The sequence below is a fragment of the Pseudazoarcus pumilus genome (assembly GCF_002872475.1).
Lineage (GTDB): Bacteria > Pseudomonadota > Gammaproteobacteria > Burkholderiales > Rhodocyclaceae > Pseudazoarcus > Pseudazoarcus pumilus.
The window spans coordinates 3,032,608-3,050,870 of the sequence record NZ_CP025682.1 but is presented as its reverse complement, the minus strand read 5'-3'; the positions used below and the strand labels follow the sequence as shown (position 1 = coordinate 3,050,870).

18 protein-coding genes are annotated in these 18,263 nt (G+C 67.3%); 14 read left to right on the top strand and 4 right to left on the bottom strand.

Going from position 1 to position 18,263, the window contains the following annotated elements; translation table 11 throughout:
* Positions 1-56: 56 nt before the first annotated feature.
* Positions 57-680 carry a sensor histidine kinase gene (locus C0099_RS14940; RefSeq protein WP_102248166.1) on the top strand — a complete coding sequence of 208 codons (624 nt, stop codon included), beginning with the start codon at positions 57-59 and terminating at the stop codon, positions 678-680.
* Positions 677-2,170 carry a tetratricopeptide repeat-containing response regulator gene (locus C0099_RS14935; RefSeq protein ID WP_102248165.1) on the top strand — a complete coding sequence of 498 codons (1,494 nt, stop codon included), beginning with the start codon at positions 677-679 and terminating at the stop codon, positions 2,168-2,170. Before C0099_RS14940 ends, C0099_RS14935 begins: the two co-directional genes overlap by 4 nt.
* 1 nt (position 2,171) lies before the next feature.
* On the opposite strand, the gene C0099_RS14930 is transcribed toward C0099_RS14935, so the two are convergent.
* Genes C0099_RS14930 through C0099_RS14920 form a run of 3 tightly spaced genes read right to left on the bottom strand, consistent with a single transcriptional unit; the run spans position 2,172 to position 5,109 of the window.
* A complete protein-coding gene (locus tag C0099_RS14930) occupies positions 2,172-2,942 on the bottom strand; it encodes a fumarylacetoacetate hydrolase family protein (RefSeq protein WP_102248164.1) in 771 nt (256 codons plus the stop codon).
* Positions 2,939-4,378 (bottom strand): dihydropyrimidinase, encoded by a 1,440-nt coding sequence (gene hydA, locus C0099_RS14925; RefSeq protein WP_102248163.1) that lies wholly within the window; start codon positions 4,376-4,378, stop codon positions 2,939-2,941. Before hydA ends, C0099_RS14930 begins: the two co-directional genes overlap by 4 nt.
* Positions 4,378-5,109 carry a maleate cis-trans isomerase family protein gene (locus tag C0099_RS14920; RefSeq protein WP_102248162.1) on the bottom strand — a complete coding sequence of 244 codons (732 nt, stop codon included), beginning with the start codon at positions 5,107-5,109 and terminating at the stop codon, positions 4,378-4,380. The genes hydA and C0099_RS14920 overlap by 1 nt, the downstream gene beginning before the upstream one ends.
* 576 nt (positions 5,110-5,685) lie before the next feature.
* Between C0099_RS14920 and C0099_RS14915 the strand changes: the two genes are divergently transcribed.
* Genes C0099_RS14915 through C0099_RS14895 form a run of 5 tightly spaced genes read left to right on the top strand, consistent with a single transcriptional unit; the run spans position 5,686 to position 10,984 of the window.
* A complete protein-coding gene (locus tag C0099_RS14915) occupies positions 5,686-6,741 on the top strand; it encodes a TRAP transporter substrate-binding protein (RefSeq protein ID WP_102248161.1) in 1,056 nt (351 codons plus the stop codon).
* A gap of 58 nt (positions 6,742-6,799) precedes the next feature.
* Entirely contained in the window at positions 6,800-7,396 is a 597-nt protein-coding gene (locus tag C0099_RS14910; protein ID WP_102248160.1) for a TRAP transporter small permease subunit, read from the top strand.
* Positions 7,393-8,703, top strand: a complete 1,311-nt coding sequence (locus C0099_RS14905) for a TRAP transporter large permease (protein ID WP_102248159.1) — start codon at positions 7,393-7,395, stop codon at positions 8,701-8,703. Before C0099_RS14910 ends, C0099_RS14905 begins: the two co-directional genes overlap by 4 nt.
* Positions 8,700-10,181 carry an amidohydrolase family protein gene (locus tag C0099_RS14900; RefSeq protein WP_102248158.1) on the top strand — a complete coding sequence of 494 codons (1,482 nt, stop codon included), beginning with the start codon at positions 8,700-8,702 and terminating at the stop codon, positions 10,179-10,181. Before C0099_RS14905 ends, C0099_RS14900 begins: the two co-directional genes overlap by 4 nt.
* 8 nt (positions 10,182-10,189) lie before the next feature.
* Complete coding sequence (locus tag C0099_RS14895) at positions 10,190-10,984, top strand: hypothetical protein (protein WP_102248157.1); 795 nt, start codon at positions 10,190-10,192, stop codon at positions 10,982-10,984.
* Between the two features lie 30 nt (positions 10,985-11,014).
* Here C0099_RS14895 and C0099_RS14890 read toward each other — a convergent pair whose 3' ends face one another.
* Positions 11,015-11,740 carry a GntR family transcriptional regulator gene (locus tag C0099_RS14890; RefSeq protein WP_199797630.1) on the bottom strand — a complete coding sequence of 242 codons (726 nt, stop codon included), beginning with the start codon at positions 11,738-11,740 and terminating at the stop codon, positions 11,015-11,017.
* 465 nt (positions 11,741-12,205) lie between these two features.
* Between C0099_RS14890 and C0099_RS14885 the strand changes: the two genes are divergently transcribed.
* From C0099_RS14885 to C0099_RS14855, 7 genes are all read left to right on the top strand, one after another.
* A complete protein-coding gene (locus C0099_RS14885; RefSeq protein WP_102248155.1) occupies positions 12,206-13,207 on the top strand; it encodes a TRAP transporter substrate-binding protein in 1,002 nt (333 codons plus the stop codon).
* On the top strand, positions 13,204-13,770 hold the full coding sequence (locus C0099_RS14880) for a TRAP transporter small permease (RefSeq protein ID WP_102248154.1): 567 nt from the start codon (positions 13,204-13,206) through the stop codon (positions 13,768-13,770). The genes C0099_RS14885 and C0099_RS14880 overlap by 4 nt, the downstream gene beginning before the upstream one ends.
* Complete coding sequence (locus tag C0099_RS14875; protein WP_102248153.1) at positions 13,767-15,047, top strand: TRAP transporter large permease; 1,281 nt, start codon at positions 13,767-13,769, stop codon at positions 15,045-15,047. The genes C0099_RS14880 and C0099_RS14875 overlap by 4 nt, the downstream gene beginning before the upstream one ends.
* 10 nt (positions 15,048-15,057) lie before the next feature.
* A complete protein-coding gene (locus tag C0099_RS14870; RefSeq protein WP_102248152.1) occupies positions 15,058-16,413 on the top strand; it encodes an amidohydrolase family protein in 1,356 nt (451 codons plus the stop codon).
* Positions 16,414-16,430: 17 nt separating this feature from the next.
* Positions 16,431-17,177: an aspartate/glutamate racemase family protein gene (locus C0099_RS14865; protein ID WP_102248151.1), complete on the top strand. Its 747-nt coding sequence runs from the start codon at positions 16,431-16,433 to the stop codon at positions 17,175-17,177.
* Positions 17,174-17,590, top strand: coding sequence for a DUF3830 family protein (locus tag C0099_RS14860; protein WP_102248150.1), 417 nt, complete (start codon positions 17,174-17,176; stop codon positions 17,588-17,590). Before C0099_RS14865 ends, C0099_RS14860 begins: the two co-directional genes overlap by 4 nt.
* Positions 17,591-17,757: 167 nt before the next feature.
* Positions 17,758-18,186 carry an FKBP-type peptidyl-prolyl cis-trans isomerase gene (locus C0099_RS14855; RefSeq protein WP_102248149.1) on the top strand — a complete coding sequence of 143 codons (429 nt, stop codon included), beginning with the start codon at positions 17,758-17,760 and terminating at the stop codon, positions 18,184-18,186.
* Positions 18,187-18,263 lie beyond the last annotated feature (77 nt).

The following is an 18,263-nucleotide window of genomic DNA, read 5'->3' as shown; positions in this document are numbered from 1 at the left end:
GACCGGCTACGGAATCGTCGTCGGAACGGCAGAAGCGCAGCGAGAAGGACGAAAGGATGCAAAGCGTACTCGACATGCTGACCTCTGGCGTGCACGACGCCAAGAACCAGCTCTTCGTTGCAGAGAGCGCGGTGGTGCGTGCCGAGATGGAGCATGGCATCGTCCTCGACGAGGCGCGCTTTGCCATCGAGCATGCCGCGCGCCGCCTGCAGCGCGTGCTTACCGCCTATCGCTGCGAGCGCGACCTGCTCGCACCCGACATCGGAATCGTGCACATCACCGACCTGCTCGATGAACTGCGGCTGCTCAACGATGCCCATCTGCGTGCGGCCGGGCTGACGCTCGACATCGCGTGCGCGGCCGAGCTTCCGCCATGGCCGATGGACCGCGAGCTGATGCTCGACGTGCTGTCCAATGCCGTGCACAACGCCTCGCGCTACGCGCGCACGCGCGTCAGGCTGCGCGCCGGGCAGGATGCTGAAGGCCTGCACCTGATGGTCGAGGACGACGGGCCGGGTTTCGATACCACCGATGCCGAGGAAATGACCCGTCGCGGTCTCGGACTGTACGTCGCGCGTGCGATTGCCCGGGCCCACCGGCGGGGCGATGCGGTCGGTCGGCTCGAACTGAGCAACGGCGGCGCGCTCGGCGGAGCCGCGTTCCGGCTGGTGCTGCCATGAGCGACTCCGGGCGACAGCGCTACGGCAAGCTGCGGTTCCTGGTCATCGACGACCAGCCCGCGGCGCGCGACGGTCTGCGCACCTGCGCGCAGACCATGGGCGCCTTCTCGGTCGAGTTCTCGAGCGGCTACAAGGACGCCATCGCACGCGTGCGTCGTGCCGTGCCGGATGTGATCCTGTGCGACTACAACCTTGGCGAGAAGCGCAACGGTCAGCATCTGCTCGAGGAGATGCGCCGCGACGACCTGCTGCCCGAGGAATCGGTGTTCATCATGGTCACCGCCGAGAAGGCCTACGAGAACGTCGTCGCCACCGTGGAACTGGGCCCCGACGACTACATCATCAAGCCCTTCTCTCCGGACCGGCTGAAGTTCCGACTCGACCGGGCGCTCACGCGCAAGCAGTTCTTCCGCCCGCTGTTCGAGGCCAGGCGCGAGCGCGACTTCGATGCCGCCAATGCCTTCATCGAGCGTCATCTGGACAGCGAGGAAGGCAAGCCCTACCGCTTCGACCTGATGCGCCAGCGCGCCGAACTGCGACTGGCGCAGGGTGATGCCGATGGCGCGCAGCAGGCGTATCGAGACATCCTCGAACTGCATCCCTTTCCATGGGCGCGTGCAGGGCTGGCGCGCACGCTGCTGCAGCAGAACCGGCTGGCCGAGGCGCGCGAGCTGGTCGACGGCGTCGTCGAGCAGGCGCCGTTGTATTTCGAGGCCTTCGACCTGAAGGCCAGGATCTGCATGGAAATGGGGGATCACGCAGAAGCGCAGCGTACGGTCGAGGATGCCTCGCGACGCAGCGTGCGCAACCATGCGCGCAAGCGTCTGCTGGCCGATGTCGCCCTGCGCAACGGTGACGCCGAGACGGCGCGTCAGGCCATCGCCGAAGTGCTCGAGATCGACGTGCTGGGTGGGCCGCCGTCGATCGCCGATCGCCTCATGCTGGTGCGCAGCCATCTCGAGGCCGGCGACACGCTGGCCGCCGAACAGGCGATGCAGGCCATCAAGCCGGTGGAACTGGAAACCGCCGATCTCGATGACAAGACCAGCCATATCGCGCTCGGTGTGCGACTCGACCCGGAGGCCGGGCGGGCGAGCTTCGCCGCGCGCAGCGCCGGCATGGTGGCGGCCGATCTGGGCCTGAGCGCGAGCGTGGACGTGGTGCTCGCCGCGCTCGCGCTGGGCGACGCCGACACCGCGCGCGCGGTGTCGTGGAAGCTGTTCGAGCAAGGCACGATCCGGCCGGTCTTCGCACAGTTGCGTGAGGCCTTCGCGGCCGGCGGTCTGGAGAACGATTTCCGCGACATGCAGAAACGAGCCGCGCTCGAGCGCATTGCCTCGGCCAAGCCGGGGGCCGAGGCGCCTGCGGAAGTGCCGGCGCCGCAAGACGCGGACCTGCCGCAGGCCACCCCCGAGGCGGACAACGAGCCGGAGGGCGACGCGCCGCAAGCGGTCGAGACGCCCGCCGCCGGGGAGCGCCCGGCGGACTGACTCAGTCGGAGGCGACGTCCACGCGAACGCGGCCAATGCCTTTGAACGAGGCTTCGATGCGCTCGCCCGGCCGTGCCACGTGCAGTCCGATCCAGGTGCCGGATGCGATCAGGTCGCCGGCACGCAGTTCCGCGCCGCGCGAGGCGACATGGCCGGCCAGCCACGGCAGGATCGCCACCGGGGTTCCCAGTGCGTGTCCTCCGTGGCGGCGCAGCGTTTCCTCGCCGTCGACGCTCAGTACGACTTGCGTCTCGGCGAAGGACTCCTGCCAGCCGCCGTCGATGCCCGTGCCGAGGAGGAGGCGGCCGTGCATCTGCTGGTCGGCGAGCAGGAAGGTGCGCGGCAGGGTGTTCCAGTCCGCTGCGCGCACGTCGAAAACCTCGATGGCTGCGAAGATGCCGTCGATCGCCGCGGCCGCCTGCGCCTCATCCGCGCCGGCCGGCAACGGGCTGCCCAGGCGCAACACCAGTTCCACCTCGATGCCGATGAGGGTGTGAAAGTCCTCCGGGCGCAGTGTCTGTGGCGCGTCATCGATGAAGGCGTCGGGCACCGGCGCGGCCGTGGGCGGCGTCGAGGCGATCTTCCAGGCGCGCGCGCGGCCTGCCGGGAACCAGCCCAGCGCCGCGCCCACGGTGTCCTGGATGGCGTAGGCCGCAGCGTCATCCGGCGGTGCCAGGCGCGTGGCCTCGAGCGCGGACAGTGCGCGGCCATCACGCCAGGCGTCGGCCAGCTTCGCGGCCAGCTCCTGGCTGCGCGGCGGCAGTGCGCTCATCGGCTGTCCCCGCGTACCTTGGGGCGGGCCGGCTGGGGCAGGTCGCAACGCAGGAATTCGCCGCGCCCGGCGCGGCCCAGGTATTCGCCGTCGCGCCACACCACGCTGCCGCGCGAGAACGTCACCGCCGGCCAGGCCGACACCGGGATGCCCTCGTAAGGCGTGTAATCGACCTCGTGATGGAGGTCGGCATTGCGGATCACGCGATCCAGACCGGTGTCCCAGATCGTCAGGTCGGCGTCGGCGCCGACCGCGATCGAGCCCTTCTGCGGATACAGGCCGTACATCTTGGCCACGTTGGTCGAGGTCAGTGCGACGAACTGGCAGATGTCCAGCCGGCCCGACAGCACGCCGTGCGTGAACAGCAGCGGAAGGCGCGTTTCCAGCCCCGGGATGCCGTTGGGGATCCTGTCGAAGCTCGCATTCGGGCCGGCCGCCTTTTTGCCGCTCGGGCCGTCGAACCTGAACGGCGCGTGATCCGACGAGAACACCTGGAACACGCCCGATTCGAGCCCGTTCCAAACCACCTGCTGGTTGCCCTTGTCGCGCGGCGGCGGGCTGCAGATGCACTTGGCACCATGGTGATGGTGGTCGTCATCCAGGCCGAGGTCGTCGGCGGTCAGGAACAGGTATTGCGGGCAGGTCTCGCCGTAGATGCGCAGTCCGTTGTTCTGCGCCCACTGGATCTGCTCGATGGCCTCGCGTCCCGACACATGCACGATCAGGATGGGCACGTCGACCAGTTCCGCGAACGAGATCGCGCGGTGTGTGGCCTCGCGCTCGACGAGCATCGGACGCGCCTCGGCGTGGTAGCGCGGCGCGGTCTTGCCGGCCTTGAGCAGGCGCTCGGTGAGCCATGCGATGCAATCGATGTTTTCGGCGTGCACCATAACCATCGCGCCCTCGTCGCGCGCCACCGCGAGCACGTCGATGATCTCGCGGTCGGCCAGCTTGAGGTCGTCGTAGGTCATGTAGATCTTGAACGACGTGTAGCCCTCGCGGATCAGTTCGGGCAGCTCGCGTTCGAGCACATCCGGCGTGGGGTCGGACACGATCAGATGGAACGCGTAGTCGATGGCCGCCTTGCCATCCGCGCGGCGGTGGTAGTCGTCGACCGCGTCGCGCAGGCTCTGGCCCTTGAACTGGCAGGCGAAGGGCAGCACCGTGGTGGTGCCGCCACAGGCGGCCGAGCGCGTGCCCGAGAGGAAGTCATCGGCCATCACCGAGTTGTCGCCCATGGGCTGGTCGAGGTGGCAGTGACCGTCGATGCCGCCGGGCAGCACCCAGCGCCCGGCCGCGTCGATCTCCTCGCGCCCGGCGGGCAGACCCTGGCCGAGTGCGGCGATCTTGCCGTCCTTGATGCCGATGTCGGCGTCGAATACGTCGGCGGCCGTCGCGCAATGTGCGTTGCGGATCACCAGATCGAAATCGTTCATCACTTCACCTCCTGGAACATGCGGCCCCAGCCGGTGATGCGGGCCGGGTCGTGGCCGGTCATGCGCAGCATCGACCAGACCACCGTGGATACGGTGTCGAAGACCGGGATGCCGAACTCGGCCTCCCATTGCGGCACGAGGTGTGCGGCGCGCAAATTCGTGCAATAGGTGGCGATGGCCTCCGGCTTGGCGGCGGCCACTTCACGCACCTGACGGGTCAGCGTGTCGGCGTCGACCTCGGAGAAGGCGAAGTTCTCGGAGATGTCGAGCCGGCTGTCGGCGACGCACTCGAAGCCCTCGCGCGCGTAGTTGGCGACGATGCGCTGCTGCACGTCGGCGGTGTACGGCGACACCAGGCCGAAACGACGTCGGCCGGAACGTTCGAGGATCTCGTTGAGCGCGAGAATCGACGTCGTCGCGCGAATCCCGGTGGCTTCCTGGATGCGCTCGCACAGCCGGCGATCCTGTTCGAAGCCCATCCAGCCGGCGGCGGTGCCGCTCCAGCCGATGACGTCTACGCGCGCGTCGGCGAGCAGTTGGGCGGCGGCGAGGATCTTGGAGTCGTCGAACTGGCCCAGCGCCGCGTCGTCGAGCGTGATGCGGGTGACCGTGAAGCGCGAGAAGTGCGCGCTGACGCCGGGGGTGCCGGCGACCAGCGCCGAGGTCAGCGGCTCGAGCGCGGTGTTCGAGGACGGCGTGAGTACGCCGAGCAGCGTTCGCGTGTCGGGCATTGAGGGTCTCCATATGTACGCCACGTCTTCTCGACATCGACCCGCCTGAGCACAAACCGTGCCTTGTTCGCACGGAAGTGACGGAATTCGGAGCGTGGTATGAGATTAACTGTATACAACATGAAGCACAAAATAAAGACTCAGTTGTGCCGGGCGCGCGTACCACATGGAATGAGGCCGGAAGCGCGACGGCTGCGATCTCAGTTCGCCGGTTTCTGCAACAACTTGGCGGCATGAGCGGATTGCCGCAGTCGAGGATATGCGGCCTTCCACATGGGTTCTGCCGTGTTGCCATGCACCAAATTGAAGTGTTTACACCGTGGATATGCACACCTATAGTGCAAAACGTGCGTTCAGCATTGTGTGCAAAATATTCATAAAAACGTTTCGCCCGAGTCGATTCCTTCGGTCAGAAACGCGTGGAACGCCCGGCACGACTGCGACTCGCGTCGCAACCGTGGCTCCCCGCCCGTGGGGTGGCACGGAGATTGCGCGAACGCAGGTTCTGGCCGCTTCGGCTCGCTTGCGAGTTTGCGGTCGTCACAACGTGTTGATTCAACCACCCAGGAGGAAGTCATGAAGCACAGTACCCGTCGTCTCACCCGCCTCGTCGCCGCACTCGCCTGTGGCGCCGTTGTCGCCACCGCCGCCCACGCCACGCAGAACCTGCGCGTGACCGGCAACTTTGCGCAGAACGTCAAGCACGTCGCCGTCGAAACCGAGTTCTTCGAGCAACTGCAGGAGAAGTCCGGCGTCGACGTCGCGGTCAACTACAACCCCATGGACGTGGTCGGCGTGCGTGCGCCCGACGCGCTGCGCATGCTGCGCTCGGGTGCCTTCGACATCATGTCGGTGCAGATCGGCATGGCCTCGCGTGACGACCCGTTCTTCGAGGGCATCGACGTGGTCGGCGTGGCCACCGACATGGACACCCTGAAGACGGCTGTCGAGGCCTACCGCCCGGCCTTCGACGAGCGCCTGCAGAAGCGCTTCAACGCCAAGGTGCTGACGCTGTGGCCGTTCGGTCCGCAGGTCTTCCTGTGCAACGCGGAGGTCAATTCCCTGAACGACCTTCAGGGGCTGCGCGTGCGCAGCTTCACGCCGACCATGTCGGCGCTGCTCGAGCACTTCGGCGCGACGCCGGTGACGCTGCAGTTCAGCGAGGTGTACACGGCGCTGCAGCGTGGCGTGGCCTCGTGCGGCGTGACCTCGCCGACCTCGTCGAACTCCGGCAGCTGGCCCGAGGTGACGACCCATTTCCTGCCGATCGCGGTGTCCGGCTCGGTGCAGGGCCACTTCATGAACCTCGACGCCTGGAATCGCTTCAGCCCCGAGGAACAGGCCAAGCTGGAAGCGACCTTCCGCGAGCTCGAGGAGGCGTTGTGGGACGTCGCGCTGACGGCCAACGGCGATGCGGCCAACTGCTCCACCGGCCAGGAGCCGTGCAAGGATCACAAGAAGTTCTCGATGAAGATGGTCGAGGTTGCCGAATCGGATCGCGAGCGCGTGAAGAAGGCGGCCCAGGAAGTGACGCTGCCGATCTGGGCCAAGTCGTGCAACGCGGTCGATCCGACCTGTTCGCAGACCTGGAACGACACCGTCGGCAAGGCGCTCGGCATCACCATCGAGTGATCGCTTGAAACCGGCGCGGCGGGCCGTTTCGCGGCCCGCCGCTGCAGGAGGCAACCTCATGAATCGCAATCCCGTCGAACGCTGGTGTGCGCCGGTCGTTCGTGTCTTCTCGCTCGTCGCCGGCTACGCGGTACTCGCGATCACGCTGGTGATCGGGCTGGAGATCCTGCTGCGTCGCCTGCTCGGGTTCTCCCTGCAGGGCGCGGACGAATACGGCGGCTACATGCTCGCCACGGTCACCGCGGTCGGCGCGGCCTACGCGCTGCTCGAGCGCGGCCATACCCGCATCGAAATCCTGATGGAGCGCCTGCCGCAGTCGCTGCGTGCGGTGCTCAATACCGTCTCGGCCGTATTCATGGCCGTGATGGCCGTCTTCCTCGCCTGGCGCGCCACCGTCGCGATGCTCGAGAGCGTCGAGTACGGCAGCCTGTCGGGCACGCCGCTGATGACGCCGCTGTGGATGCCGCAGGCGGTTTGGGTGGTCGGCATGGTGTTGTTCGCCGCCGTCGCCAGCGTCACCGCGCTGCACTGCCTGCGCCTGGTCTTCGGCGAATGGCGCGCGATCAATCGCTGGTACGGCATCCGCACGCTCAACGAGGAACTCGACGAGGTGCGCGCGGACAAGCGTGCGCCGGCCGCGGAGGGCGAACGATGATCACCGTCACCGAAGCCTTCGTGGGCTTCTTCATCATGCTCGGGCTGATGCTCATCGGCCTGCCCGTGGCCGGCGCGCTGTTCGCGGTCGCCATCCTCGGCGCCTTCCTGTATCTGGGCACGCCGACGCTGATGATGTTCGGCAACCAGATGTGGAGCATCCTGCACGACTTCGTGCTCACCGCCATCCCGATGTTCATCCTGCTCGGCGAGATCCTGGTGCGCAGTGGCATCACCGACCGCATGTACAACGCGCTGTCGGACTGGATGCGGCGCTGGCCGGGCGGATTGCTGCACACCAACATCGGCGCCTGCGGCCTGTTCTCGGCGGTGTCGGGTTCGTCCGTGGCCACTGCCGCGACGATCGGCACCGTGGCGTTGCCGTCGATGAAGCAGCACGGCTATTCCGAACGCCTCGCGCTGGGCACCATCGCCGCCGGTGCGACGCTGGGCATCCTGATTCCGCCGTCGATCAACATGATCATCTACGGCTCGATGTCGAACACCTCGATCGGCCGACTGTTCCTCGCCGCCATCGTGCCGGGCGTGTTGCTGATCGTGCTGTTCATGATCTTCATCGCGGTGGTCTGCGTGCTGCGTCCCAGGATGGGCGGGGACGAGCTGCCGCCGGTGCCGCTGGCCGAGAAGCTCGCGCGTCTCAAGGACCTGCTGCCGCCGCTGCTGATCTTCGCGCTGGTCATGGGCACCATCTACACCGGCTGGGCGACGCCCACCGAGTCGGCCGCCGTGGGCGTCATCGCCGCGCTGATCCTGGCCGCCGCACGACGGCGGCTCACCATCGCGATGCTCAACGAATCGGTGCTGGCGGTGGTGCGCATCACGGCGATGATCATGCTCATCGTGCTCGCCGCGCAGTTGCTGTCCTTCGTCATGGGCGTGCTGCGCATCCCGCAGGCGATCACCGGCCTGGTCGCCGACACCGGTGCGACGCAGTTGCAGATCCTGCTGATGCTCATCGTGTTCTACCTGATCCTGGGCTGCTTCCTGGAGACGCTGTCGATGATGATCACGACCATCCCCATCGTGATGCCCATCGTCCTGTTCTTCGGCATCGACCCGGTGTGGTTCGGCGTCTTTCTGGTGCTGATGATGGAGATCGCCCTGATCACGCCGCCATTGGGCATGAACCTGTTCATCGTGCAGGGGGTGCGACCCGACGGCGGCTCGGTGATGGACGTGGTGTGGGGCGCGATGCCGTTTACGCTGATCATGCTGCTGATGGTCGCGATCCTGATCGCCTTCCCGCAGGTGGCGCTGTTCGTGCCCGACGTGATGTACGGAAAATGAATCGGCCGCTCCTGATCCGTCCGGCTTACCTGCTCGCCGATGCGGCGGGGGAGGTGCACGCGGGCTGGTCGGTGCTGGTCGACGGCGATCGCGTCATCGACGTCGGCCCGGATGCGCGGCTGGCGCCGCGCGCGGCCGAGGTGGTGGACCTGCCCGGCGCGCTGCTGATGCCGGGTCTGGTCAACGCCCATCAGCACGGGCGCGGCATCAGCCAGGTGCTGCTCGGCTACCCGGACGACCGGCTCGAGCCGTGGATCGCGCAGCGCCGCGCGCGCGGCGCACCGGACGCCGGTGCGCTCACGACGCTCGCGGCGCTGGACCTGCTCGCCAACGGCACGACGTGCACCGTGCACGCCAACTACAGCTATGGCAGCGGAGATTACGAGGCCGAGGCGCGCGCGTCCATCGAGGCCTATCTGCAAGCCGGCGTCCGCGTGACCTTCTGCGTCGGCGCGATGGACCGCGGCGAGCTGGTCTACCCCGGCTACGACGCGCAGGCCTTCATCGCCGGCCTGCCGCGCGAGGCGGCGCAGCACGTGCGCCGTGCCGCTCCGCCCGCTTATGCGGGTGACGCCGCGGCGACGATCGCGCTGATGCGTCGCCTGCAGGCCGATTACGCGGGCGAATGGCAGCTCACGCTCGCCTACGGGCCGGCCGGGCCGCAATGGGTGTCGGACGCGTTGCTCACAGCGCTCGCGCGCGACGCGGCCGAACATGGTCTGGGCCTGCATCTGCACGCGCTCGAGTCGCCCACCCAGGCCGAGCTCGCGCGCCGCCTGTATCCGCAGGGCGCGATGCGCGCGCTCGCCGGGCTGGGCGCGCTGGGGCCGCGCACGACGCTCGCCCACTGCGTGCACGCTGACGCCGACGACATCGCGGCCCTGGCCGAGTCCGGCGCGAGCGTGGTGCACAACCCCGGTTCCAACCTGCGACTGGCCAACGGCATCGCGCCGTTGCCGGAACTCGTCGCGGCCGGCGTGCCGGTGGCGATCGGCACCGACAACTGCGCGCTGAGCGACGACGAGGATCTGCTCTCCGAGCTGCATCTGGCCGATCTGCTGGCGCGGCGCGGGCCGTCCGAAGCTGCTGGCGCGCGCGCGCGGCGCCTGCTCACCATGGTGACGTCCACCGGTGCGCGTGCGGCGTTCGTCGAGGATCGTTGCGGACGCATCGCGCCCGGCATGCAGGCCGATCTGGTCGCGCTGCGGCTGACGCGTATCGAGGGCGTCTACCGCGATGCCGATACCCCCGTGCTCGAGGCCGTCGCCCAGCGCGCGCGCGGGGCAGATGTGGCGATGACCATGGTTGCCGGTCGTGTGCGCTGGCGCGACGGTGTGTGGCCCGGCATCGACGCCGTCGCCGTGCGCGACGCGGCGGCGAAAACCGCGCGGGCCGCGCGAAGCGCACATTCCGCCGAAGCGCCGGCGGCCGCAAGTGCCGTGCGTGAGGCCCTGCGCGGGCTCTACGGCCTGCGCTGAGGCTCGCCATGTCGTCCGCGCTGGCGCTGCTCGCGCTCAAACTCACCCTGGTGCCGGCCATCATCTATGCGGTGACGCTGGCCGGGCGGCGCTGGGGTGCGCGGGTGGCGGGCCGGCTGTCGGCCTTTCCGGTCGTGGCCGGGCCGATCCTGCTGTTCGTCGCGATCGAACAAGGGGCGCCCTTCGCAGCCGCTGCCGGTGCGGGCACGGTCGCGGCGGTGGCGGCCTTCGCGGCCTATGCTCTGGTCTATTCGTGGCTGGCGACGCGTTTCGCGTGGCCGCTGTGCCTGCTCGGTGGCTATGCCGCCTACGGCGTCGTCGCCTGGCTGGCGACGCAATCGACGTGGTCGGTGTGGGCGCATGCGGCGATCGACGTCGTGGTGCTGGTGACGTGCATCCGCGCGATGCCACGCGATCTGACGGCGCAGCCGCCACCGCGTCCGATGCGCTTCGACCTGCAGTTGCGCATGGTGTGCGGGGTGGCGCTGGTGCTGCTGATCACCTGGCTCGCCGAATCGCTGGGGCCGCGCGCGGCCGGCGTGCTGGCGCTGTTTCCGGTGCTCGGCACGGTGCTCACCGTGTTCTCGCATCGGGCCTCGGGCGCGGCCTTCGTCGTGGTGCTGCTGCGCGGGATGTTGTGGGGCAACTTCGCGATGATGAGCTTTTGCGTGACGCTGGCGGCCTTGCTGCCGGTCGTGCCGCTGGCGCTGGCCTTCGTCGGGGCGATCGCCGCGGCGTTGAGCGCCAACGCACTGAGCATCCGCATTCAGCGGGCCGCGCACCGCAGGTCGGGGCGAGCGTAGCAAGGGACGATGCCCTGGCTACGGTGGCGTTCAGCCGAACATCTGGTCCCAGTCGATGTCCTGCTTCTCCGCTTCGCCCAGACGCAGTTCGTTGCGAACGTGGTCGAGGTGGCGCAGCATCAGGCGCACGGCTTCGGCCTCGTCCTTGCGCTCGATCGCGTCGACGATCTGCACGTGTTCGTTTTCCGGGCAGGCTGGGGTCTGCGGTGCGTCGTAGAGCGAGATGATGAGGCAGGTCAGCGGGCACAGTTCGGCCATCAGCTTCTCGATGAAGCTGTTGCCCGCCACTTCCGCAAGCAGCATGTGGAAGGCGCCCGAGAGCTTGATGATGGTGCGCCGGTCGCCGCGTTTGCGGGCGTCTTCCTCGGCCGCGAGGTGGGCGCGCAGACGCTTGAGGTCGGCCTTGTCCGAACGTGCGATGGCGTTGCGCACGATCTCCGGCTCGATCAGGCGGCGCGTGGCGAAGAGGTCCAGCGCTTCCTGCACGGTCGGACTGGTGACGAAGGCGCCACGGTTGGGGAATAGCTTTACCAGCCCCTCGCGCGAGAGCATCGTCAGGGCCTGGCGGATCTTGGTGCGCGACACGCCGAACGCCGAGGCGAGTCGCTCCTCGGCGAGCTTGATGCCGGGCGGCAGGCGATGCTCCATGACGGCGTTGGTGATGCGGTCGGCGATGTCTTCGACATCGGGCTTGGCGAAGGCGGCTTCCATGCGTTCGGGATTCGCTTTGTTCTTGTCCGGATGGAGTTTACGCATTTTATTCGCACCCCTGTGCTGATTTTTGTGTATGCACTGCATGCGACAGCGCTATCGCGTCCGGCCGCGCCGTTCCGTAACGTCGTTGTCTTCGGCGCCTCCGCTGTGACCTTGCGCGCGTGCCCGAGACGTTGTGTGCGGGATGCGGGAACGAGTGTATGCACCAAACTAAACGTTTACAGCGTTTTTTTGCACGTCTATAGTGCATTTACTGTGTGCGGTATTGAATACAAAATAGTTCAATGAATGCCGCTGCGCAAGAACGGGATCGACGGCCGGCCGCGCAAACAGGCGGTTTTCCGGCGATTGCGTCACGACGCGGCGGCCGGCGCAAAGCTTTTGGCATTGCAGTTGCTAGGAACTATGCTGAACACAGCTGCGTGCGCCGAGGTGTCGGTGCATTTGTTGTGTTCAAAAATGTACACAGTTGGCTTCGGTCCATAGTCTGATCAGGAGGAGAGTGACATGTTCGGCAAGACAAAACTCGTAGCGATCGCCGCGGCCCTGGCCGCCGGCATGGTGGTGAGCACGGCCGCGTCCGCGGCCGAGCGTCTGCGCGTGGCGGGCAACTTCCCGCTGGACCACAGCGTCTCGCGCGCGATGGAGGTATTCAAGGAGAAGGTCGAAAAGGATTCGAACGGCGACATCCGCGTCGACCTGTTCCCGGCGATGCAGCTCGGCGGCGCGACCGAGAACGTCGACCAGGTGCGCTCGGGCACGATCTTCGCGGTGTTCACGTCGATCGCCTACTTCACGCGCACCGTGCCCGAGTACGAGGCGGTGAGCCTGCCCTTCCTGTTCGACAGCCGCGAGCAGGCCTTCAAGGTCATGGATGGCGAAGTCGGCGACATCTTCGACGCCAAGATGGCCGAACTGGGCTTCGTGAACCTGGGCTATGGCGAACTCGGTTTCCGCCACGTCACCAACAACCTGCGTCCCATCACCTCGGTGGAAGACTTCCAGGGCATGCGCATCCGTCTGCAGCCCAACGAGGTGCACCTGGCGACCTTCCGCGCGCTGGGCGCCAACCCGCAGTCGATGGACGTCTCCGAGCTGTATTCGGCGCTGCAGCAGGGCGTGCTCGACGCGCAGGAGAACCCCTACAACATCATCGCCAGCCGCCGCTTCAACGAGGTGCAGAAGCACCTGTCCGATACCGGCCACTTCTACGACTTCATCAACGTCGCGGCCAACAAGCGCAAGTACGAGCGCCTGTCGGACGAGCATCGCAAGATCGTCGACGAGGCCATGGCCGAGGCCATGATGTGGCAGCGCAAGCAGGCCGCTGCCGAGGAGGCCGAATGGCGCGAGAAGCTGATCGCCGAGGGCATGGAGTTCACGCCGCTGTCGGACGAGGCGCGTGATGCCTTGCGTGGCGCGACCGCGAGCGTGGTCGAAGAGCTGAAGAAGCGCGTCGACCCGGCGGTGATCGATCTGGTCCTGAAAGAAGCGCAGGCGGCCAAGTGAGTTCGCAGGATCAAGCGGCCGCGGCCCCGCCCCCGGGCGGGGCCGCGAGCGTCCCGCCGCCGCCCGGCAGCGGGGCGTTTCGCGCGTTCAAGGGGCTGGTGCGCGGCATCGACGCGGTGACCTTCTGGGGCATCGTCGTGGCGATGGCGGCGATGGCGATCACCGTTTCGCTGCAGGTGCTGCTGCGCTACGGCTTCGAGTCCTCGCTCGACTCGGCCGACGAGTTGTCGCGCCTGTTCTTCGTGTGGGCCATCTTCCTGGCGATCCCGCACGGTGTGAAGCATGGCGTGCATGTAGGCATCGATCTGTTCGTGAAACTCATGCCCGATCGTTTCGAAGAGGTGCTGTTCCGCGTCATGGCGGGTCTGGGCACGCTGCTGATGATCATGGTGATGTTCGGCGGCTGGGTCGCCACCGTCGACCGCTGGCCTGAACTGATGCCGACCCTTCCCGTCTCGTCCGGCATCTACTACCTCGCCGTATTGATCACCGGTGCGCATTCGCTCCTGCACCTGGCGCTGCTCGCGTGGGGCGGCTCGCGTACCTGGGAGGGCGAGTTATGACCTGGGTCGCAATCGGAATCTTCCTGCTGCTGGCCGTGTTCGGCATGCCGCTCGCGTTCGCGCTGGGCTTTGGCTCGCTGGCAGCGCTGTATCTGCTCGACTTCGAACTGGTGGTGATGCCGCAACGCATGATGCATGCGGTCAACAGCTTTCCGCTGATGGCCATCCCGCTGTTCATGCTGGCCGGTGAGCTGATGGTGCGCGCCGGCATCATGGATCGCCTGATTGCCTTCGCCAACAGCCTGATCGGACGCGTGCACGGCGGTCTGGCGCACGTGACCATCGTCTCCGGCACCATTCTGGCGTCGGTCTCCGGTGCGGCCGTGGCCAGTGCCTCGGCGATGGGCAGCACGCTGGTGCCCTCGCTGCGCAAGTACTATCCGGACGCCTACGCCGGCGCGGTGATCGCCTCGGCGGCCAACCTCGGCCCGGTGATTCCGCCGTCCAATGCGATGATCGTCTACGCGCTGATGGCCGGCTCCACCGTCTCGGTTGGCGGCCTGTTCATGGCCGGCATCGTGCCCGGGATCCTGCTCGCGCTGGGCTTCATGGGCATCGCCTCGTGGATTTCGATCCGGCGCGGCTACGCGCTGACCGGCGACGGATTCTCGATCCGCAACGTGCTGGTGCAGGCGCGTCGCGCCATCATCATCATCCTGATGCCGGTGATCGTCGTCGGCGGCGTGGTCGGCGGCATCTTCACCGCCACCGAGGGCGCGGCCATCGCCGTCGTGTATTCGGCGCTGATCGGCTTCGTCATCACGCGCCGGCTCAAGCTCGCCGACCTGCCGGGCTGCCTGTACCGCGCGGCCGTCACCTCGGCGATGGTGGGCGCGCTGATCGCGTTCGCCGCGTCGGTGACCTTCGTGTTCACCATCGAGATGGTGCCCATGGCCCTGTCGGACTGGATCCAGTCGATGACCCAGGATCCGATGGTGTACGTGCTGCTGACGATGCTCTTGCTGATCTTCGTCGGCATGCTGATCGAGTCGAACGCGGCCTACATCATGCTGGTGCCGCTGTTCGCGCCGGTGGCCGTGGCCTACGGCATCGACCCGCTGTGGTTCGGCTTCCTGTTCATGTTCAATCTGGTCATCGGCATGATGACGCCGCCGGTGGGCGTGCTGTACTTCGTCATGAGCGGCATCACCAAGGTGCCGCTGATGAAGCTGGTGCGCGAGTCGATTCCGTTCGTCGTCTGGCAGTTCGTGGTGCTGGCGCTGTGCATCGTCTTTCCGCCGCTGGTGACCTGGTTGCCGAAGACGCTGGGATTCTGAGGAGGAGCTCATGAGCGAACCTGCTCCCGCCGATCTGGTGCTGCATGGTGCGCGCGTGGTCACCGTCGACCCCGCGCTGGGCGAGATCGCCGACGCGGTGATCGTCGTGCGCGACGGGCGATTCGCCCAGATCGGTCCGCGTGACGCGTCCCGCCCGCTGCCTGCGGCGCACCGCACCGTGGACCTTGCCGGCCACGTCGTCACGCCGGGATTCGTCAACGTGCACACCCACACCATCCTGACCATGGTGCGCGGCGTGGCCGAGGACATGGGCTTCGCCCCGGCCTACACGCCGGGCGTGCCGCACGGGCACGAAGTCACCGAGGACGAGGCCGTGGCGCTCGCCCGCCTGGGCGCGGCCGAGTGCCTGATGTTCGGCTCCACGCTGATCAACGACAGCTACGTGCACGCCGACCTGACCTTGCCGGCGATGGGTGAGCTGGGCATGCGCGTGATCACCTGCGGGCGCATCCACGACGTGGATTTCACGCGCGTGCACGAAGGTGTGTGGGAGCACCGTGACGAGATCGGCGAGCGCACGCTGGGCGAGGCCGTGACCCTATGCGAGCGCTGGCGCGGCAGGTACGATGGCCGTCTGGGCTTCGAGTTCGCCGCGCACGCGCCTGACACGTGTTCGCGCACGCTGCTCGCGAAAGTCGCCGCCGAGCGCGACCGGCTGGGCGTCAACGTCAACGGTCACCTGTCGCAAAGCCGCAAGGAAAACGCCCGCGTGCGCGAGCGCGACGGCATGAGCCCGACCGAACTGATCGAGGATGTGGGCCTGCTCGATCACCGCTACACGGCCGCGCACTGCATGTATGTGTCGGATTCCGACATCGAGCGCATTGGCCGCGCGCGCATCAACGTCGCGCACGTGCCGCGCGGCAACGCGCAGGGCGGACGCATCGCGCCCACCAGCGCCTTGCGCCGCGCCGGCGCCAACCTCGCGCTGGCCACCGACAACATGCACGGCGACATGGTCGAGGTGATGCGCTGGGCGCTGCTGGTCGGGCGCCTGCAGGAAGAATGCATCGACGACTTCTGGCAGCCACATCACGTCGTCGAGATGGCGACTCTGGGCGGAGCCAGGGCGCTCGGCCTCGATGACCAGATCGGTTCGATCACGATCGGCAAGAGGGCCGACCTGGTGGCCTTCGACTTTCGCCGGCCGCACCTGGTGCCGCACATCGACACGCTGGGCAACCTGGTGCACACCGCGCAGGGGCGCGACGTGGCAATGGTGGTGTGCGACGGGCGCGTCGTCGTCGAAGACGGGCATCTCGCCCACGCCGATCTGGACACCATCCTGGCCGACGGCCAGGCCGCATCCGAGGCGCTGTGGGCGCGTGCCCGCGCGCAGCTCTGACAAGGAACGCGAACGCAATGAAACTGCTCATCGTCAATCCCAACATCTCGCACAGCGTCACCGATCTGATCGAGGCCGAAGCGCGCCGCGCCGCTTCCCCCGGCACCGAACTGACGATGCGTACCGCGCCCTTCGGCGTGGCCTATATCGAGACCCGCGCCGAGGCGGCCGTAGGCGCCTTTGCCACCCTCAACGAGCTGGCCGAACATCACGAGGGGCATGACGCGGCCATCGTCGCTGCCTTCGGCGACCCGGGCCTGGCGGCCGCGCGCGAGATGCTGCCGATTCCGGTGGTGGGGCTCACCGAGGCGGCGCTGATGAGCGCAGCGATGCTGGGCGGGCGTTTCTCCATCGTCGCGATCTCGCGCCGCATCCGCGCCTGGTATCAGGAAACCGTGGAGATGCACGGTCTTGCCGGCCGGCTGGCGAGCATCCGCTGCCTGGAAGAGAGCCTGCGTGACATCGGCACCGTGCAGACCGACAAGGGCGAGCAGTTGCAGGCCTTGTGCGAGGCGGCTGTGAACGAGGACGGCGCCGACGTGATCATCATCGCCGGGGCGCCGCTGGCGGGGCTGGCGCGCAGCATCGCCGACCGCATTCCGGTGCCGGTGGTCGATGGCGTGTCCAGCGCCGTGCGCCATGCCGAATCGCTTGCCGCGCTTGCCCCGCGTGGCGCTTTGGCCGGCAGCTACGCGCCGCCACCGGTCAAGGAGTGGAGTGGCCTGTCGCCGGCGCTCGGCGCGCTGATCGGACGCAAGTCGTGAGCCGCGTACGCATCACCGTCGGCGAGCGCGTGCTCGTCGCCGAGACCGTCGATGCCGCACCCAGGACGGTGGCGGCCTTTCTCGCGCGCCTGCCGTGGAAGACGCAACTCATCCACGTGCGCTGGAGCGGCGAGGGTTGCTGGGTGCCGCTGGGCGACGAACGCGTGGATTTCGGTTTCGAGAACGCTACGGCCCATCCGGCGCCGGGCGACGTGCTGTTCTATCCGGGCGGCTACAGCGAGACCGAGATCATCCTCGCCTACGGCGCGTGTGCCTTCGCGAGCAAGCTCGGGCCGCTCGCCGGCAATCACTTTCTGAGCGTCGTCGAAGGCCGCGAGCATCTGCGCGAAATCGGCGAATCCTGCCTCTGGCGCGGCGCACAGGATGTCGTCTTCGAGCACATAACAGCGTGATCTTGCGTCGATCAACGTCGAAACGACATCCAACTGACGGAATGTGAAGGGCGGCCGGGTCGTCAAGGCCGATGCCTTCCTGTATGGTAAACGGCTCAGTGCTTCACCAACTGCAACGCGCGACCGGTGGAGAACCGCAAACGCAAACGTATGCAAGGAGGTGCGAAATGGCACAGATCAAGCAGGGCGACACCGTCCGCGTTCATTACACGGGCAAGCTCAACGACGGCACCGTGTTCGATTCTTCCGCCGGTGGCGATCCGCTGGAATTCACCGTCGGTTCGGGTCAGATCATTCCGGGCTTCGAGAGCGCCGTCACCGGCCTTGCGCCGGGCGACAAGACCACTGCCCTGGTGCCTTCGGACGAGGCCTACGGCCCGCACCGCGAAGAGGGCATCATCGAGGTGCCGCGCGACCGTATCCCGGCCGAAATCACGCCGGAAGTCGGTCAGCAGCTGCAGATGCAGAGCCAGGACGGCAAGCCGGTTCCGGTGCGCGTGGTCGAGGTCGAGGAAGCCTCGATCAAGGTCGATGCCAACCATCCGCTGGCGGGCAAGGATCTGACCTTCGAGATCGAGGTCGTCGAGATCGCCTGATTCCGCCCGGCCGGGAATGCTCCCGGCGCGCAGAATCCGAAAGGCCGGGGCTTCCCGGCCTTTTCTTTTGGTCGTCG

Bases quoted from the DNA above. Each gene is read 5' to 3' on its own strand.
- hydA (WP_102248163.1), bottom strand. From the start codon at position 4,378: ATGAACGATTTCGATCTGGTGATCCGCAACGCACATTGCGCGACGGCC.
- C0099_RS14885 (WP_102248155.1), top strand. From the start codon at position 12,206: ATGTTCGGCAAGACAAAACTCGTAGCGATCGCCGCGGCCCTGGCCGCC.
- C0099_RS14905 (WP_102248159.1), top strand. From the start codon at position 7,393: ATGATCACCGTCACCGAAGCCTTCGTGGGCTTCTTCATCATGCTCGGG.
- C0099_RS14895 (WP_102248157.1), top strand. From the start codon at position 10,190: ATGTCGTCCGCGCTGGCGCTGCTCGCGCTCAAACTCACCCTGGTGCCG.
- C0099_RS14870 (WP_102248152.1), top strand. From the start codon at position 15,058: ATGAGCGAACCTGCTCCCGCCGATCTGGTGCTGCATGGTGCGCGCGTG.
- C0099_RS14855 (WP_102248149.1), top strand. From the start codon at position 17,758: ATGGCACAGATCAAGCAGGGCGACACCGTCCGCGTTCATTACACGGGC.
- C0099_RS14915 (WP_102248161.1), top strand. From the start codon at position 5,686: ATGAAGCACAGTACCCGTCGTCTCACCCGCCTCGTCGCCGCACTCGCC.
- C0099_RS14930 (WP_102248164.1), bottom strand. From the start codon at position 2,942: ATGAGCGCACTGCCGCCGCGCAGCCAGGAGCTGGCCGCGAAGCTGGCC.
- C0099_RS14865 (WP_102248151.1), top strand. From the start codon at position 16,431: ATGAAACTGCTCATCGTCAATCCCAACATCTCGCACAGCGTCACCGAT.
- C0099_RS14890 (WP_199797630.1), bottom strand. From the start codon at position 11,740: ATGCGTAAACTCCATCCGGACAAGAACAAAGCGAATCCCGAACGCATG.
- C0099_RS14940 (WP_102248166.1), top strand. From the start codon at position 57: ATGCAAAGCGTACTCGACATGCTGACCTCTGGCGTGCACGACGCCAAG.
- C0099_RS14935 (WP_102248165.1), top strand. From the start codon at position 677: ATGAGCGACTCCGGGCGACAGCGCTACGGCAAGCTGCGGTTCCTGGTC.
- C0099_RS14910 (WP_102248160.1), top strand. From the start codon at position 6,800: ATGAATCGCAATCCCGTCGAACGCTGGTGTGCGCCGGTCGTTCGTGTC.
- C0099_RS14875 (WP_102248153.1), top strand. From the start codon at position 13,767: ATGACCTGGGTCGCAATCGGAATCTTCCTGCTGCTGGCCGTGTTCGGC.
- C0099_RS14900 (WP_102248158.1), top strand. From the start codon at position 8,700: ATGAATCGGCCGCTCCTGATCCGTCCGGCTTACCTGCTCGCCGATGCG.
- C0099_RS14920 (WP_102248162.1), bottom strand. From the start codon at position 5,109: ATGCCCGACACGCGAACGCTGCTCGGCGTACTCACGCCGTCCTCGAAC.